This is a genomic window from Pseudoalteromonas sp. 0802, from assembly GCF_013350085.1.
GTDB lineage: Bacteria > Pseudomonadota > Gammaproteobacteria > Enterobacterales > Alteromonadaceae > Pseudoalteromonas.
Genome location: NZ_JABVXE010000001.1, coordinates 311,443 through 328,110, shown reverse-complemented (window position 1 = coordinate 328,110; position 16,668 = coordinate 311,443). Strand labels below are relative to the sequence as shown.

Annotated in this window: 17 protein-coding genes; 7 read left to right on the top strand and 10 right to left on the bottom strand. The window is 40.1% G+C overall.

Going from position 1 to position 16,668, the window contains the following annotated elements:
- Positions 1 to 19: 19 nt before the first annotated feature.
- Genes HUS61_RS01570 through HUS61_RS01560 form a run of 3 tightly spaced genes read right to left on the bottom strand, consistent with a single transcriptional unit; the run spans position 20 to position 2,818 of the window.
- Entirely contained in the window at positions 20 to 1,228 is a 1,209-nt protein-coding gene (locus HUS61_RS01570; RefSeq protein ID WP_175081906.1) for an ABC transporter permease subunit, read from the bottom strand.
- On the bottom strand, positions 1,221 to 2,009 hold the full coding sequence (locus tag HUS61_RS01565) for an ABC transporter ATP-binding protein (protein ID WP_054561430.1): 789 nt from the start codon (positions 2,007 to 2,009) through the stop codon (positions 1,221 to 1,223). The genes HUS61_RS01570 and HUS61_RS01565 overlap by 8 nt, the downstream gene beginning before the upstream one ends.
- Positions 2,006 to 2,818 carry a DUF3025 domain-containing protein gene (locus HUS61_RS01560; RefSeq protein ID WP_175081905.1) on the bottom strand — a complete coding sequence of 271 codons (813 nt, stop codon included), beginning with the start codon at positions 2,816 to 2,818 and terminating at the stop codon, positions 2,006 to 2,008. Before HUS61_RS01560 ends, HUS61_RS01565 begins: the two co-directional genes overlap by 4 nt.
- 109 nt (positions 2,819 to 2,927) lie before the next feature.
- On the opposite strand from HUS61_RS01560, the gene HUS61_RS01555 reads away from it, so the two are divergent.
- Positions 2,928 to 4,553, top strand: coding sequence for a M28 family metallopeptidase (locus HUS61_RS01555; RefSeq protein WP_054553919.1), 1,626 nt, complete (start codon positions 2,928 to 2,930; stop codon positions 4,551 to 4,553).
- A gap of 71 nt (positions 4,554 to 4,624) precedes the next feature.
- Complete coding sequence (locus HUS61_RS01550; protein WP_175081904.1) at positions 4,625 to 5,797, top strand: putative manganese transporter; 1,173 nt, start codon at positions 4,625 to 4,627, stop codon at positions 5,795 to 5,797.
- 61 nt (positions 5,798 to 5,858) lie between these two features.
- On the opposite strand, the gene HUS61_RS01545 is transcribed toward HUS61_RS01550, so the two are convergent.
- The 6 genes from HUS61_RS01545 to seqA form a co-directional block, all read right to left on the bottom strand.
- On the bottom strand, positions 5,859 to 7,430 hold the full coding sequence (locus HUS61_RS01545; RefSeq protein WP_175081903.1) for a dihydrolipoyllysine-residue acetyltransferase: 1,572 nt from the start codon (positions 7,428 to 7,430) through the stop codon (positions 5,859 to 5,861).
- Between the two features lie 8 nt (positions 7,431 to 7,438).
- On the bottom strand, positions 7,439 to 8,416 hold the full coding sequence (locus HUS61_RS01540; RefSeq protein ID WP_058584964.1) for an alpha-ketoacid dehydrogenase subunit beta: 978 nt from the start codon (positions 8,414 to 8,416) through the stop codon (positions 7,439 to 7,441).
- Positions 8,416 to 9,630, bottom strand: coding sequence for a thiamine pyrophosphate-dependent dehydrogenase E1 component subunit alpha (locus HUS61_RS01535; protein WP_058584963.1), 1,215 nt, complete (start codon positions 9,628 to 9,630; stop codon positions 8,416 to 8,418). The genes HUS61_RS01540 and HUS61_RS01535 overlap by 1 nt, the downstream gene beginning before the upstream one ends.
- A gap of 269 nt (positions 9,631 to 9,899) precedes the next feature.
- Complete coding sequence (gene astE, locus HUS61_RS01530; protein ID WP_175081902.1) at positions 9,900 to 10,955, bottom strand: succinylglutamate desuccinylase; 1,056 nt, start codon at positions 10,953 to 10,955, stop codon at positions 9,900 to 9,902.
- 79 nt (positions 10,956 to 11,034) lie between these two features.
- Positions 11,035 to 12,672 carry a phosphoglucomutase (alpha-D-glucose-1,6-bisphosphate-dependent) gene (gene pgm, locus HUS61_RS01525; protein WP_175081901.1) on the bottom strand — a complete coding sequence of 546 codons (1,638 nt, stop codon included), beginning with the start codon at positions 12,670 to 12,672 and terminating at the stop codon, positions 11,035 to 11,037.
- A 16-nt stretch (positions 12,673 to 12,688) separates the two neighbouring features.
- Positions 12,689 to 13,291 (bottom strand): replication initiation negative regulator SeqA, encoded by a 603-nt coding sequence (gene seqA / locus HUS61_RS01520; protein WP_063529332.1) that lies wholly within the window; start codon positions 13,289 to 13,291, stop codon positions 12,689 to 12,691.
- A 131-nt stretch (positions 13,292 to 13,422) separates the two neighbouring features.
- On the opposite strand from seqA, the gene HUS61_RS01515 reads away from it, so the two are divergent.
- The 5 genes from HUS61_RS01515 to fur all read left to right on the top strand — a co-directional run bounded on the left by HUS61_RS01515 (position 13,423) and on the right by fur (position 15,965).
- Positions 13,423 to 14,187, top strand: a complete 765-nt coding sequence (locus tag HUS61_RS01515; protein ID WP_175081900.1) for an alpha/beta fold hydrolase — start codon at positions 13,423 to 13,425, stop codon at positions 14,185 to 14,187.
- Positions 14,188 to 14,286: 99 nt separating this feature from the next.
- Positions 14,287 to 14,508 (top strand): DUF2788 domain-containing protein, encoded by a 222-nt coding sequence (locus HUS61_RS01510; RefSeq protein WP_036968243.1) that lies wholly within the window; start codon positions 14,287 to 14,289, stop codon positions 14,506 to 14,508.
- 2 nt (positions 14,509 to 14,510) lie between these two features.
- The gene (gene ybfE / locus HUS61_RS01505) at positions 14,511 to 14,789 is read left to right on the top strand and encodes a LexA regulated protein (RefSeq protein ID WP_004586673.1); all 279 of its coding nucleotides are present in this window, start codon (positions 14,511 to 14,513) and stop codon (positions 14,787 to 14,789) included.
- Positions 14,790 to 14,803: 14 nt separating this feature from the next.
- On the top strand, positions 14,804 to 15,331 hold the full coding sequence (gene fldA, locus HUS61_RS01500; RefSeq protein WP_054553928.1) for a flavodoxin FldA: 528 nt from the start codon (positions 14,804 to 14,806) through the stop codon (positions 15,329 to 15,331).
- 190 nt (positions 15,332 to 15,521) lie between these two features.
- A complete protein-coding gene (gene fur / locus HUS61_RS01495; protein WP_063529330.1) occupies positions 15,522 to 15,965 on the top strand; it encodes a ferric iron uptake transcriptional regulator in 444 nt (147 codons plus the stop codon).
- A gap of 68 nt (positions 15,966 to 16,033) precedes the next feature.
- On the opposite strand, the gene HUS61_RS01490 is transcribed toward fur, so the two are convergent.
- On the bottom strand, positions 16,034 to 16,651 hold the full coding sequence (locus HUS61_RS01490; RefSeq protein WP_054553930.1) for an FKBP-type peptidyl-prolyl cis-trans isomerase: 618 nt from the start codon (positions 16,649 to 16,651) through the stop codon (positions 16,034 to 16,036).
- Between the last annotated feature and the right edge of the window lie 17 nt (positions 16,652 to 16,668).

Below are 16,668 nucleotides of genomic sequence, written 5' to 3'. Positions count from 1 at the left end.
TAGGTAAAATCAGTATCTCTTATCTAAATAAGACATCTTCTTTGTTAAACCATTTAACGCAAAACGCAAGTAATGCACCTGCCACAATGACTGTCGCTAAGAAAATTAAACCCACGAGTGTGTAATCAACTGTACCTTTAATAATTTCTTTGATTGCCAAAGCTACATTTGTAACAGGAATGAATGCTGTTTTGCTCGTCAGTTCAACATTTGGCATCAAAGCAACCATAATTGGAAAAATTACACCCATGCTAAGTGGTGCCATGTAGTTTTGCGCTTCTTTAAAGGTTCGCGCATAAATTGAAATAGCCAACGCTAATGATGAGAAGATTGCAGCAATAGGTAATAACAACACAAAAATCAGCCCTAAATCTAATACGGTTAAAGAGCTAAATGCGTTTTTAACAACTGCTAAATCTACAAATGCAATGGCCACTGATATCCACACACCCATACTGAGTACAGTAATGGTGGTTGTCGCAATAGAAGAAGCAAGTAAGGTTACAAACTTACCTAACACCAGCTGTGTACGGGTGATTGGTGTAAGTAGAAGGGTTTCGAGCGTACCGCGCTCTTTTTCACCAGCTCCTAAATCAATCGCCGGATACGTTGCGCCCATCAATACCAGAGGAATAAGTAGATAAGGAATAAACCCACCTATTTTCTCGCCAAGATTTTCACGTTTATCTGCAGTGTCGACCTTCACAACTTTAATAGGCTCGATAATGGCAGCTTGTTGCTCTTCTGATACACCAAAGCTTAATAGTTTGTTTGTACGCAGCGCATCGCCATATTCTTTTGCCAGTTCTTTGACACGGTCAAATAGGAAATTAATTGCTTTTGCGTCGTTATACACAACTTGCCATTCGCTTTGCTTTGCATCATCTAATGTTTGCTTAGCGTCTGACGGTAAATAGATACCCATGTCTATGGTGCCTGCTTTTACCGCTTTAGTGAGCTCTTCTACCGTATTAAAGGTTTCGTCGCCTTTATATAAAGCAAAGCTCTTATGGTAAAACACCTTATCGGTAAAATCTTGCGCGTAATTGCCATTGATAATGGCGTAAGTATGGACCTCTTGTTCTGCCTCTAACGCCGCTTGAGAACTAATAAAGGCCATAACAGCAAATAAAAGTGGGAAGATAGCAACCGGTAGTGCAACAACGAATATCAATGTTTTACGGTCACGTAATAGCTCTTTTAATTCCTTTTTAAATACTTCAAACATCACGGCTCTCCGTTAAAATATTCATAAACGCTTGGTTCAATTCTTCACTTTGACCTGTTTGTTTAAACTCATCTAAGGTGCCATCAAAGCAACTAATTCCTTGGTTTATCACTGCAACACGGTCACAAAGTAAGGCAACTTCATCTAAATGGTGCGTTGAGAAAATAACTGGTGTGCCCTGCTCTTTAAGGCCGCGAATAAAGTTAATTACGGTTTGCGTAGTCATAATATCTAAACCAGTTGTCGGCTCATCAAGAATAACCACATCAGGATGATGAACAACAGCACGGGCAATATTGGCTTTTTGCTTCATACCTGTTGAAAGGTTTTCGGCGCGTTTATCAATAAAGCTGTGCATATCAAGTAAGGTGAATAGCTCATCACAACGAGCGGCTACCGCTTTTTTACTCATGCCATGTAAACGGGCAAAGTATTCAACGTTTTCTTTAACTGTTAAACGCCCATATAAGCCGGTACTACCTGACAGAAATCCAATTGACTTGCGGCCAACTAATGGCTTTTTAACGATATCATGACCAGAGATGGTAATGCTGCCTTCATCTGGTTTTAAGGCTGTTGAAATCATTCTAAGGGTGGTTGTTTTACCGGCACCATTTGGGCCGAGTAAACCGAGTACTTCACCTTTGTTACATTGAAAGCTGACGTCTCTTACAGAATGAAAAAACTCTTTATCTTCACGGGGGTCTACGTTGTCCGTTTTATTTTTTTTATGATCTTTTGTTAGCTTAAACTTCTTTTTAAGCCCTGCCACTTCAATCATGTGCGTTTCCTTCGTTTCGGTCTAAAGTAATCAGTGTTACTGTAAAATTCTGGATTTTCATTGTCAGTCCACCATCCTGGTACGCCTAACAAGGGTAAGGGTGATAAGTTTTTATTATCACGCAAACAATCATCAAGCTTTATCATCTCATAAAGACGTTGATCTAGATACGCATATTGCTCGCTTAAATCTTTACAAAATATGTCATCAGGAACAATTACAAATAATGCTTTACCCGTTAAACCAATATACGGCTGAGTGAGCATTTCGTAGTTAGCATGACCAAACATAAATGGCCTAATGCTTTTTCCCCAATGTTCACGTTGTTCTACAAAGACTTGCTGCCATTGGTGGTCGCGTAATTGATGCTGCCAGCTTTGCTCAGTAATTGCCAGCACCACACCGCATTCGTCAAATAAAGTAAGCGCATTTCGGTGTTTACTACGCTCTTTTAGACCATGCAGTTTAATTTCTTCGATATGCTGATGATTAATCAGCGCTTTTGTTTTTGGAAATAAACACCAAATAAAGCCACCAAAAAGGTCATGCCAATTTTGTTGTCTTGTTGGTACTTGCCCCGTCTCAAATATGATTTGCTCATAATAACGGGTTTCATCAGCAAACTTTTCATCTTCAACAAAGGTTATGGCTTTGTCCTGTGTAGTTTTCGCATTTAGATATTGATTAAACCACTGGCAAGATGGCCAATCTGACAGTTTATCTAAATTAAATAGCGTCGCTAGGTCACTAAAAGCACCCGTTGTGAGGTATTGTGTTGACCATTGCTCGGGAGCATTAAATCGTTTCATTGCTTATTTTTAACTTCTTGATGTATTGTGGGTAGTTTACCGTAAAAACTGGTTCTCATTAATAGAACCTCATATACTAATGCCACCATAAAACAAAAAAAGAGCTATTATGAAACGCTATTTTCCAATGACAGTCCTTGCAAGTGCCATTCTTGCGGGCTGTGCTTCAACAAGTATCACATCAAGTGATGTCGAAAAAGCCTATCAAAGCATTAATTCAGAGCAATTAGCAGAGCATATTAAAGTGCTTGCCTCTGATGAGTTCGGTGGCCGTGCACCATCATCTAAAGGTGAAGAGCTAACGCTTGCCTATTTAACCGACCAATTTAAAGCATTGGGTTTTGAGCCGGGTAACGGTGATAGCTTCTTACAAGAAGTACCGCTTGTTTCACTAGAAGCTGATTCAGACATGGTACTTACCATTGGCGGCAAAGATTACCAATACAAAAAAGATATGGTAATGGGTAGCAGCCGTATTAGTGCTAAGCAAAGCATTAAAGATTCTGAATTAGTATTCGTTGGCTACGGTGTTAATGCACCAGAATACAACTGGAACGACTACGAAGGCCTAGATGTTAAAGGCAAAACAGTTGTTATGCTGGTAAACGATCCTGGTTTTGCGACGAAAAACCCTGATTTATTCACCGGCGATGCCATGACCTATTACGGTCGTTGGACATACAAATATGAAGAAGCAAGCCGTCAAGGTGCAGCAGGTGCGATTATCATCCACGAAACAGCACCGGCTTCTTACCCATGGTCAGTTGTTGAAAACTCTTGGAGCGGTGAGCAATTTGGTTTCCAAAAAGAAAATAACAACATGGACCGTGTTGCTGTTGAAGGCTGGGTAACAACTGATGTTGCTAAAGAGCTTTTCACAAAAGCAGGCTTAGATTTCGATACCATGAAAGCTAATGCGGCAAAAGGCGCTTACCATGTTGATATGGGCGACCTAACTGCAAGTGTTGAAGTAAATAACACAATCAAAAAGTCAATTTCGTATAACTTTATCGCGACGTTACCGGGTAGCGAAAAGCCAGACGAGCACATCATTTATTCAGCTCACTGGGATCACCTTGGTACTGATAAAACCCGCAAAGGCGACCAAATCTATAATGGTGCCCATGATAATGCAACGGGTACTGCTGGTTTAATCGAAGTTGCTGAAGCATTCGCTACGTTACCTGAGCACCCTAGCCGTTCAATGACTTTCTTAGCCGTTACTGCTGAAGAACAAGGTTTACTTGGCTCGAAATATTATGCTGCAAATCCAGTGATCCCAGCATCACAAACGGTTGCTAACATCAATATGGATAGCTTAAACCTATTAGGTAAAGTAAAAGACATCAGTGTTGTTGGTATTGGTAAATCAGAAATGGATAGCCTGCTAGAAACAGCTGCTAAAGCACAAGGCCGTACAGTATCTGGTGACCCTAAACCGTCTTCAGGTGGTTACTACCGCTCTGATCACTTTGCATTTGCAAACATGGGTGTACCAGCAATGTATGCCGGTGGTGGTAGTGAAGCACTTGACGAAGAAACGGCAAATTACCGTAAGCGTATGAGCCTAGTGCTTCGTGGTTGTTATCATCAGCCTTGCGACCGTTACCGTGATGAATGGGATTTATCAGGTGCCGTTCAGGACCTTCAGTTATTCTATCAAGTCGGTTTTGATATCTCAGAACGAAAAGAATGGCCGACATGGAATGCCACTTCTGAGTTCCAACGTAAATAGATACAAATGAGATTGATTTTCATTTAAAATCGTAATACAGTGTAACCTGATTAATTTTTAGGTTGCACTGTATGCTCTCACTAACACAAACGAGGTTTATTCCTAATAAAGCGAGGTGTTACATTACGGACAATAAACGCTTAATTTTACCCCTTTTATTACTGACTTCTTTAGCGGTACCTGCAAGCCGAGAATTCACCCTACAAGCGCTTAGTGATGCTTTTTTTCAAGTATCTGTATTTGTTGCAGCCACCTTATTAATCTATTACTACCTTATTGATCGACTTCCTCAATTACAGCTTAGCTATTTACGTGCTAAATCAGGCATTCTAGAGGTGAGCTTTGCGTCTATTTTAGGTGCTTTGCCTGGCTGTGGGGGTGCTATTATTGTGGTAACCCAATTTACTAAAAAGCAGGCTAGCTTTGGCTCTGTTGTTGCCGTATTAACAGCAACCATGGGCGATGCCGCCTTTTTACTGTTAGCAACCCGCCCGCTTGATGGTTTATTAATGATGTTAATCGGTGTTGCTGTAGGTATTATTAGCGGTCAGATAGTTAATACATTTCATAGCCCAGATAAATTTCAACCTGACGAAGCAGGTGAATACAGCGAGCAGCCACAATGCCAACCAAGAGCTTTGAAATTTAGCCGTCCTATTTGGAAATTTACCCTAGTACCAAGCTTGATTATTGCTTTTGTTATCGCTACCAATTCTGACCTTAGCGAATTTAGTCAAAGCGTTAATACTGGCGTCACCCTGTTTGGCTCGATCATGGCGCTATTCACCGTGGTTGTGTGGTCTCTGTCTTCTAAAGGCAGCAGTTATAAGCAAGTAACCAGTGAAGAAGCGCCTTGCACACCTCCCTCAAAACTCACGAAAGTGTTAATGGACACGCACTTTGTTACTGCCTGGGTTGTTGCCAGTTTTATGCTGTTCGAAATTCTCGTTAATCTAGTCGGTGTTGATTTAACAGCCTGGTTTTCTGAGTATGCTTATCTTGCACCGCTGGTGGCTGTGGCTATTGGTTTATTACCTGGCTGTGGGCCACAAATCGTGGTGATGACACTCTATATTCAAGGTATTATTCCATTTAGTGCGATGGCAGCCAATGCAATTTCAAATGACGGCGATGCCCTATTCCCAGCTATTGCATTAGCGCCAAAAGCGGCCTTAATCGCGACGGTGTATTCAACAATTCCAGCGCTGTTACTCGGTTATGGATTGTATTTTTACGGTAAATAACAAATACAAAATTTACGATTAAAAAAACCAGCCGAGGCTGGTTTTTTAATGCTTACTAATGTTAGCTCATCGCCATCATCATTTTTGCAGGGTCTTCTAAGTAAGACTTCCATAAGTTATTGAAGCGGGCAATTGTTCCGCCATCAATCACTCGGTGGTCTCCAGACCAGCTTACTTGCATAATAGCAGCTGAAACAACATTGCCTTGTGCATCAAAGCGAGGTAAATGCTGCAGTTTACCTAAAGCAACAATCGCTACTTCAGGTTTATTGATGATTGGGGTTGCAATTGTGCCGCCAATCGCACCTATGTTAGAAATGCTAATAGTGCCGCCTTTCAAATCATCCGGTGAAACACGACCATCACGTGCTGCTTCAGTTAAACGAGTCACTTCGTTTGCAACATCTACGATGCTCTTTGATTGGCATGATTTAATGTTTGGTACTAGTAAACCAATCTTAGAATCAACCGCCATACCGATGTTATGATCATCAAAGTAAGTTAGCTCGCTGCAATCATCATTTACTTGCGAGTTTAGTACTGGGAATTGCTTAATCGCTAACGACAGTGCTTTGATAAAGAACGGCATCATAGTGAGCTTAACGCCCTGTTGCTTATACTGCTCTTTAAGCTCACTGCGCATTGCAATTAGTTTAGTTAGGTCAATTTCATCACAGAAAGTAAAGTGAGGAATTGTCGAAACTGAAGCAACCATTTGCTTAGCCATTGCTGCTTTAATGCCTTTAATAGGCTCTACGCGACTGCCACCAGAAGACGCCACAGTTGATACTGGCTCTGCCGCTTTTGGCGCAGCTTGTTGTGATGCTACTTGGCTTGGTGTTTCATTCAAGAAATCTTCGATATCTTGTTTGTAAATACGGCCATTTTTACCAGACCCTGGTACTTGTGTTAAATCAACATCAAGTTCGCGGGCTTTACGACGAACAGCAGGTGAAGCAACAGCTTTCTTATTCAGTTGTTTGCTAGAGTTTGCCGAAGTCGCAGGCTTCTGCGAAGGTTTAGTTGCTGCATTTGTTTGCGCTTTAACCACCGCAGAACTTACATCTGGCTCTGCACTTTGGCCGGCAATGCTCATTTGGAATAATGGGCTGTGAACCGCTGCAATATCACCTTTTTGATAATAAAGCTTTTCAACTTTACCTGTGTATTTAGCCGGAATTTGCACCAATGCTTTGTCTGTCATTACATCACACACAGCTTGGTCTTCTACGATTTCATCGCCTTCACTCACTAACCACTCAACGATTTCACACTCAACGATACCTTCACCGATATCTGGTAAAATGAAATCCTCTAAGTGCTCACCAGTCTCAGATGATGCTTCAGTTGCAGTAGCAGGAGCTTGAATTTCTTCACTTTGTGTTGGTGCTTCGCCATCAACATCCATTGCAAATAATGGTGCATGTACTTTCGCAATATCCCCTTTTGCATAATAGAGCTTACTGATCACACCATCATGAACAGCAGGAATTTGCACAAGCGCCTTGTCAGTCATAACATCACAAATAGGCTGGTCTTCTTTTACAGAATCGCCTTCTGCAACTAACCATTCAACAATTTCACACTCTACGATGCCTTCGCCGATATCTGGCAAGATAAAATCTTTAGACATACTGACTCCTAAAACTCTACTGATTGCTTAATCGCAGCAAGCACTTTAAGTGCATCCGGCACATATTCTTTTTCAAGTGCTAATGGATATGGCGTATCTAAACCACACACGCGAGCAATTGGCGATTCAAGGTGTAAGAAACACTCTTGTTGAATTGTTGCAACGATTTCTGCACCAAAACCATTGGTGATTGGTGCCTCGTGGCTTACCACTAAACGACCTGTTTTAGTCACTGATTTAGCAATGGTCTCAACATCCCATGGTAAAATGGTACGTAAGTCAATCACTTCACAGCTAATTCCTTGCTCTGCAGCTTTTTTAGCGGCGTCTTCGATGATTTCCATCTGAGCACCCCAAGCAAGTACAGTGACATCAGTACCTTCTTGCACGATTTCAGCTTTACCGAGCTCGATGCTGTAATCTTCTTCTGGAACTTCACCTGTTGATGCACGGTACAAACGTTTCGGCTCAAAGAAAATAACAGGGTTATCATCTTTAATCGATGCACGAAGCAAACCTTTCGCTTGGTATGGGTTACGTGGCACAACCAACTTTAAACCCGGTGTGTGAGCAAAATAAGCTTCTGGTGATTGTGAGTGATATAAACCACCTGCAATACCCCCACCGTATGGTGTACGAATTGTTAGATTTCCAACATTAAATTCATTACCACTACGGTAACGGAACTTAGCTGATTCATTCACGATTTGGTCAAATGCAGGGAAAATATAATCAGCAAACTGAATTTCAGCTAATGCAGGCGCACCAAACGCCGCTAAGCCATTAGCAAAACCTAAAATACCTTGCTCAGTTAACGGTGTATTGAACACACGATGCTTACCATATTTTTCTTGTAAGCCAGATGTAGCACGGAATACACCACCAAAATAACCAACGTCTTCACCAAAAATACATGCATTTGGATGCTCTGCCATGGTGATATCAAGGGCAGAGTTAATTGCATGAAGCATGTTCATTTTAGCCATTACTTTAATCTCCCTGCAGTTGTTGGATAAGCATCAGGATGCTGCAAAATGTGCTCTTTTAGTTCTTCATATTGTTTTTGCAGTGATGGGATTGGCTTATCATAAACATCAGAAATAAGCTCTTCTAATGCTGGCTTTTCAACTTTTTCAGCGCGTTTAAGGGCCGCTAAAATTTCTTCACGAATAGTTTCTTTGTCTTTCGCGTCTTGCGCTTCGTCTAACCAACCTTGCTTTAATAGCCACTTACGGAAACGCTCGATTGGACAGCCTTTATGTTTTGCTTCTTCATCTTTTGTACGGTAACCGCTTGGATCGTCACTGGTTGAGTGAGCGCCTAAACGATAGGCAATCGATTCAATTAAAACAGGTTCACCTTTGGTAGTCGCAATTTCACGGGCTTTTTTTGTTGCTGCATAAACAGCAAGTGCATCAGCACCGTCAACACGGATTGTTTTAATGCCATAGCCAACACCACGTGATGCAATACCATCACCTTTAAACTGTTCATCAGCAGGTGTAGAAATCGCATAACCATTGTTACGAGCAAAGAAAATAACCGGTGCTTCGTGAACTGCGGCCATATTTAAACCAGCATGGAAATCACCTTCAGATGCAGCGCCTTCACCAAAGTAACAAATAGTGATGTTATCAATAGTGCTGTTTAACTCACCTGTTTGGGCATCAATATGACGAACTTTTTGACCGTATGCATAACCTGTTGCTTGCGGAATTTGTGTACCAAGCGGTGATGAAATAGTCATGTAGTTAAGTTCGCGTGAGCCATAGTGAATTGGCATTTGGCGACCTTTACCCAAATCTTTTTCATTTGAGAACATTTGATTCATGAATTGGTCAAGGCTAAAACCACGATAACGTAAAGCTGCTTGCTCACGGTATTGGGCCATGATCATATCGTTTTGATCAAGCGCTGCAGCTGATGCTGTTACAGCCGCTTCTTCACCTAGACATTGCATATAAAAGCTAACACGACCTTGACGCTGTGCTGCTTGCATACGCTCATCAAGTGCTCTAATAAAACGCATTGTTTCATATAGACGGATTGCCGTTGCTTTGTCGATATCAGGTGCGGTTGCACCTTCGTAGATGTCGCCTTCCTCATTAAGAATACTTAATGTAGGGATCGTTAATGCGTGACCGTCAATAAATGACAGTTCATGATTAATGTTTAGCGATACGTTATTTGGATTACTCATAACCTACCTTCTTTCGTTGTCAGAAACCTACGCTACTGCCCTTAATTATATTTTTATCAGCATGAGCTGTAAGGATAAAGTTTGCGCAGTATTCAATCTAATTAAATTAAACTGCCGTCACTTTACGTTAACGTAAGTTGTTATTCAACTAATCATAGACGAATAGATGACAAATGGCTAAAAACGCATGGAAAGTTAACTATACAACAAGATAAGTTCTTTATAGTCATATAGTTAACTAAATTTAGATGGGTGTTAATGCAGAGATTTTAAATAAAGTTGCTATCAACTTGCATTGGAATAACTGTAAGCAAAGCGCGCTGACCTAAGGCTACATCAGCGTTTGGGAAGATAATAGCTTCACCGTCTACTTCCGCTTCATATCTGGTCTGACCATCAGTTGCCATTAATTCGCCCTTTGCGAAACCGGTGAAATTTTCCACATCATCAGCAAATGGAAAACTAAAGTCTTCGCAAGTACGGTTTATTGTTCTATATACTGAAAACAACTCGAAATCATCTGCATTAAATTCTTTATATTCGACAGATTCTTGACTAATTAATGCAATTAAAGTTTGTTTGGTTTTCTCAAATCGCGACATGTCATTTTCGCCAAATGGTTTTACTTGGCCAAGTTCTACCGTAAATGAGTCAGCTCCATGTACAAACGACGAGTAGTAACTAAAGGTAGTTGCCGCTGATTTCATCATTAGTACCGTGTTTACGCCACAGCTAAGTAAAAATTGCAGTTGTGATTTTTTCCACGGTTTACCATGTAAGAAAGGATACACTGCGAACTTTTCATTTTTAGAGCCACGAATTGCTGTGTGAAGATCATAATGAAAACGCTCACTGCCCTGGTTGCCTCTAGCAAAGAAATCAGTAACAACGTCTTCAAGCAGTTTTGCACGAACTCGCTCTGGGTTAGAAGCAATGCCTTCTACAGTATGATGACCATTAAACAAACGGTTTAAGTTTTCATCTACAAAACGCTTACCGATATTAATAGATTTAGGATTACCATAAATGAACAGTACACGCTGCTTCAAGGAAAGTTGTTCTGTAATGATTGACTTGATTAATTGATCGCAAATTTCAATTGGCGCAGTTTCGTTACCATGTACTGCACTTGAAAGAACAATATCTTTGTTTGTTTGCTGTGCAGGTTGAAACTCGATGATACCCGTGTCGTGAACTGTGACATCAGTACCATTGGCAAGAGTAAATGCACAAGGTTCTAATGAAAATTCATTGTTGCGAGTCAGGGTTAAAAAGTCGCCGGTACTTTTTAATTCTTCGAGATATGAAGGAGTTGAATAGCTCATTGTTCTATCCTAAAAATGCGTGAGAGAAGAATACAAAAACGGCTGAGAATCTCAGCCGTTTTAATAGGTAAAAAAGGAATTAGCTAATTACTGAATCAACCAGCTTTTTCGCTTCTTTTTCTAATAATGCTAGATGTTCTTCACCTTTGAATGATTCAAGGTAAATTTTATAAATATCTTCAGTGCCCGATGGACGTGCAGCAAACCAACCGTTTTCAGTAACAACTTTTAAACCGCCGATAGCAGCGTTATTACCAGGGGCATGGGTTAGTTTTTGCGTAATGGCATCACCCGCTAAGGTACTTGCAGTAACATCATCAGCTGATAACGCTTTTAAACGTGATTTTTGTTCTGCACTAGCTGGCGCATCAATACGTTTATAAATAGGCGCACCGAACTCTTGTTCAAGTTCTTTATAAAGCTGTGAAGGTGTTTTACCCGTTACGGCTAAAATCTCTGCAGCAAGAAGACCTAAGATGAAACCATCTTTATCAGTGTTCCAAACTGTTCCATCAAAGCGCAAGAATGACGCCCCTGCACTTTCTTCACCACCGAAAGCAAGGGTACCTTTGCTTAAGCCTTCAACAAACCATTTAAAGCCTACCGGTACTTCTTTTACTTCACGGTTATTACGTGCAACTACTTTATCAATCATGCCGCTTGATACCAGCGTTTTACCAATTGCGACCTCTTTTGACCATTCGCGGTTATTTAATAAGTAGTCAATTGCAACTGCTAAAAAGTGATTTGGATTCATTAAGCCGTCAGGTGTAACAATACCGTGGCGGTCATAGTCAGGGTCGTTACCAATACCGATATCATAGTCATCTTTTAATGCAATAAGGTTTGTCATTGCATAAGGAGAAGAGCAATCCATACGGATTTTGCCGTCTTTATCTAAAGGCATGAACGAAAATGTTGGGTCAACAGACTCATTTACGACCGTTAAGTCTAAATTATATTTTTCTGCAATGACTGGCCAAAAGTTGATACCAGAACCACCAAGCGGATCCACACCAATTTTGATTTGAGCATCGCTAATTGCTTTTAGATTAACGATATTAACTAAGTCATCAACATAAGGGGTAATTAAGTCTTGGTACTTAATAAAACCAGAACGTGATGCTTTAGCATATGGAAATAACTCGACTTCAACTAAGTCTTCTAAAAGTAATTGATTTGCTCTGTCTTCAATCCACTTAGTAACATCAGTATCTGCAGGGCCACCATTTGGTGGGTTATATTTAAAACCACCGTCTTCTGGCGGATTATGTGAAGGAGTTACCACAATACCATCAGCAAGTTCATTTGGGTTTTCTTTGTTATGGCAAACAACAGCATGACTGATTACAGGTGTTGGCGTGTAATCGTCATTTTCTTGTGCAATGACTTGCACTTCGTTTGCAACAAGTACTTCAATAGCAGAGTTAAAAGCCGCTTCACTCAATGCATGTGTATCTTTACCTAAGAAAAGTGGACCAAAAATATTGTTTTCTTTACGGTAATCACAAATTGCTTGAGTGATCGCTAAAATATGCGATTCATTAAATTTTACATCGAACGAACAACCACGATGGCCAGACGTACCAAAAGCAACACAATGCTCTGGGTTTTGTTCTAGGTCAGGTTCATTTAAGTAATAAGCCGAGATCAGTTTTGGTACATTCACTAAGCTTGATTGCGGTGCAGGTTTACCTGCATCTGGATGAATCGCCATATTATTTCCTTATGGATTATAAGTAATCACGAATTTTTTCTGCTTCATCTGCGCTGTAGCCTAAGCACAGTGCTACTTCGTGAAGCATCATTTTTTTTCTGGTTGTATTTGAATTTGTCATCACCCAATACTCAGTATCAGTGATATTTTTTGGATTCATGCTGCTACCGCTTTCCAGAAGTGCTTCTTTGCTAGTGGCAAAATAAACACGGTCACGGCCTTTAATTTCAAGCACGTTAGCGAAATCTTTTTTATGCGTTCTATATAAAGCAGCTAGTATAAATAAGAATCGACCAACAACACCTTTTTGCATTGCCAGCTCTTCTTTGTTTAATACATTAAACACATTACCTTTCACTTGTGTCGATGCTGTGACAGTTTGTGCAGCCTCTTCAACATTTTCGTCGCTTGGTTCAGGGCTTGATTCTTGTTCTGCTTGTTCTTGTACTTCAACAACTGGGGTTTCTTGTTCAGTTTTAGTAGTTGTTTCAACTGGGGCATTGGCGCCATCAGAGAGGTTTAATAAACGACGCAAAATGGTTGATGCACTTTCACCAATACTTTGCGTGTTACTTGCAATGTATTGATATAACTCGTCGTCTATGTCGATTTTTTTCATGTTATTCCTGTCTTTACGGGTCACATTTTAAAAGTTCTCAATGATTATACCTAAGCTCGCAGCAATTCTCTATGTTTTGCATTTTGTAATTTCACTAGGCAAAATACTGCCATTAAAATTAGGAGTTGAAAATGCTATTAAACTACCAACAATGGGGTCAAGGTTCAGACGTTGTATTGATCCACGGTTTGTTTGGCTCACTTGAAAACCTCAATGTTATCGCAAAAGCATTAGCTGAAAATTATCGTGTAACGAATATTGATTTACGTAACCACGGTAAATCATTCCATAGCGATACCATGAATTATCACGCTATGGCTAAAGATGTCAGTGAGTTACTTGAGCATCTAAATATTAGTAAAGCGCACATCATAGGTCATTCAATGGGTGGCAAAGTGGCCATGCAATTAGCACTTAATCACCCAAAGCTTATTGATAAGCTTGTAGTGTTAGATATTTCTCCTGTTGCGAATAACCCAAGGCACAGTGCTATTTTTGCAGGCCTTAACGAAGTTGCACAATCGAATGTCAGTGATAGAAAAGCAGCTGATGAAATTCTTGCCAAACACATTGATGAAATGGGTGTGCGTCAGTTTTTATTAAAAAGCTTTGCTAAAAATGATGAAGGTCAATATCAATGGCGCTTTAATTTAGCTGTTTTATACCAGCAATATGAAAATATTTTAGCGCAAGTTAGTGAAAATGATTCTTGTTTATGTGATACTTTATTCATTAAAGGTAATGATTCTGACTACATTTTAGCAGAACACCGCCCTGCTATTATGGCGTTATTCCCTAATGCAAAAGCAAAAATTATTCATGGTGCTGGTCACTGGCTACATGCCCAAAAACCACTTGCTGTAAATAAAGCAATCAGTGATTTTTTAGCTCATTAATTGGGCTGATAAAATTCGCTGTTTTTGATCGTGCGCACTAAATTATTACAAATTTGTGTGCTATAGTACGCGCCGTTTAATTTAAAGGTTTATACGTTGATGGTCAGTCAGTTAATTAACGAATTTGATACCTTAGGGTTGTATTTTGGCTTAGCCGGTATTTTCTTTTTTATTGGAATGGCAATTCAAGACGTCCTTAAAAAAGGTGATGTACCACGATTTGGCCGATACATCGTTTGGTTAGTGCTATTTTTAGGCTGTTCTGGGTTTATAGCGAAAGGACTTATTCAAGTCTTCTGGCAAGGCGCAGGTGTGGGCTAGACATGGCAAAGTCAGAAACAGATAGAACAACACCCGATTTATTTGAATACGAAAAGCGTCCAGGTAGGCCGAAAACAAATCCCCTACCTCGCGATATGCAATTAAAAGTAAATAAACGTAATCAAATAAAGCGAGATAAAGCACGTGGTTTAAAGCGTGTAGAATTTAAGGTTTCATCACAGTTATATCAAGCATTAAGCGATATGGCAGATGCGCAGAATATTAGCCGTAGCGCGTTGATTGAAACAATTTTACAAGAAAGATTGGCTATTGATAGATAGAAGGTTTTAAATCCATGTCAAGCGTAGGTATTTTTTTCGGAAGTGACACAGGCAATACTGAACACGTAGCTAAAATGATTCAAAAAGAATTAGGTAAAAAGCTTGTAGCGGTTCACGACATTGCAAAAAGTTCTAAAGAAGAGATTGCTGAATTCGATTTATTGTTATTCGGTATTCCAACTTGGTACTACGGTGAAGCTCAATGTGACTGGGATGATTTCTTCCCTGAATTAGAAGAAGTTGACTTCGAAGGTAAACTTGTTGCTATTTTCGGCTGCGGTGACCAAGAAGACTATGCAGAATACTTCTTAGATGCAATGGGCATGATCAACGATATCGTTACTGAGCGTGGCGCAATCGTAGTGGGTCATTGGTCAACTGAAGGCTACGACTTTGAAGCTTCAAAAGCACTAGTAGATGACAGCAATTTTGTTGGCCTTGGTATTGATGAAGACCGTCAACCAGAGCTTACTGAAAAGCGTGTTAAAGACTGGTGTGCTCAGGTTTATGACGAAATGTGTTTAGCGGAACTTGCTGATTAATAACAAGTATTACTCGCATTTACTAGCTGATGTAAAGATGCACAACCAGTTCATTTTTGTTTGAAAAATCGGCAAATAGACGAATTGTTCTTTGCACTTAGTAACTAGGCACGTTATTCTAATAGTTGCTAATGTGTCGTGTGCATCTTGCTGATGCCTAGTATAACTAAATAAAATTGAGACAGATTGAATGACTGATCACAACTTGGAATTAAAAAAAGCAGGGTTAAAAGTAACTCTGCCGCGTATTAAAATTTTAGAGATTCTGCAATCTCCAGACAACCAACACATCAGCGCTGAAGATGTCTATAAAATTCTTTTAGACAAAGGCGAAGAGATTGGTCTTGCAACTGTCTACCGTGTTCTTAACCAATTTGATGATGCAGGTATTGTATCTCGCCACCACTTCGAAGGCGGCAAGTCAGTATTTGAATTATCAGGTAGCACTCACCATGACCACTTAGTGTGCCTAAAATGTGGTAAGGTTGTTGAGTTTGAAGACGATACTATTGAACGTCGTCAAGAAGAAATCGCAAAAGAGAATGGTATTAAACTGACTAATCACTCTCTTTACCTATATGGCGAATGTGAAGACACTGCTGCGTGTAAAGAATACGCTGAATCAAATAGCTAATTAGTTATTTGTTTCAGACATAAAAAAACCTGCTTTAAGCAGGTTTTTTTATGTCTATTTGAAATCGATTAGATGATTTCTAATAGCTCAACGTCAAAGATTAGCGTTGAGAAAGGAGCGATTGCTGCACCAGCACCGCGCTCACCGTAAGCAAGTTCGTGTGGTACGTATAAGCGCCACTTAGAACCAGTACCCATCATTTGTACTGCTTCAGTCCAACCTTTGATTACACCGCCAACTGGGAATTCAGCTGGTTGACCACGCTCGTATGAGCTGTCAAATACTGTACCGTTGATTAGTGTACCGTGGTAGTGTGCACGGATTGTTGAATCTGCAGTTGGTTTTTCACCGTCGCCTGCAGTAAGTACTTCGTATTGAAGACCTGATTCAGTGACTGTTACTTCAGGACGTTTTGCATTTTCTTCTAAGAATGCAATACCTTCAGCTGCAAGAACTTTAGCTTCTTCTTCACGACGAGCTTGGATCTCAGCGTTGATTTTCTCAAAAGCTGCTTGAATTGCTGGGATTTCAACTTGGAAATCATTACCAGTGTATGCGTCTTTCATACCTTCAAATACAGAATTTAAGTTTAAACCTTCGAATGGATTCGCTTTTAATTGCTCACCCATTTGTAAACCAATACCGTAACTTGCTTTTTCAGCGTCTGTTGTAAAATTATCTGACATGTTTTAATTCACGTTTA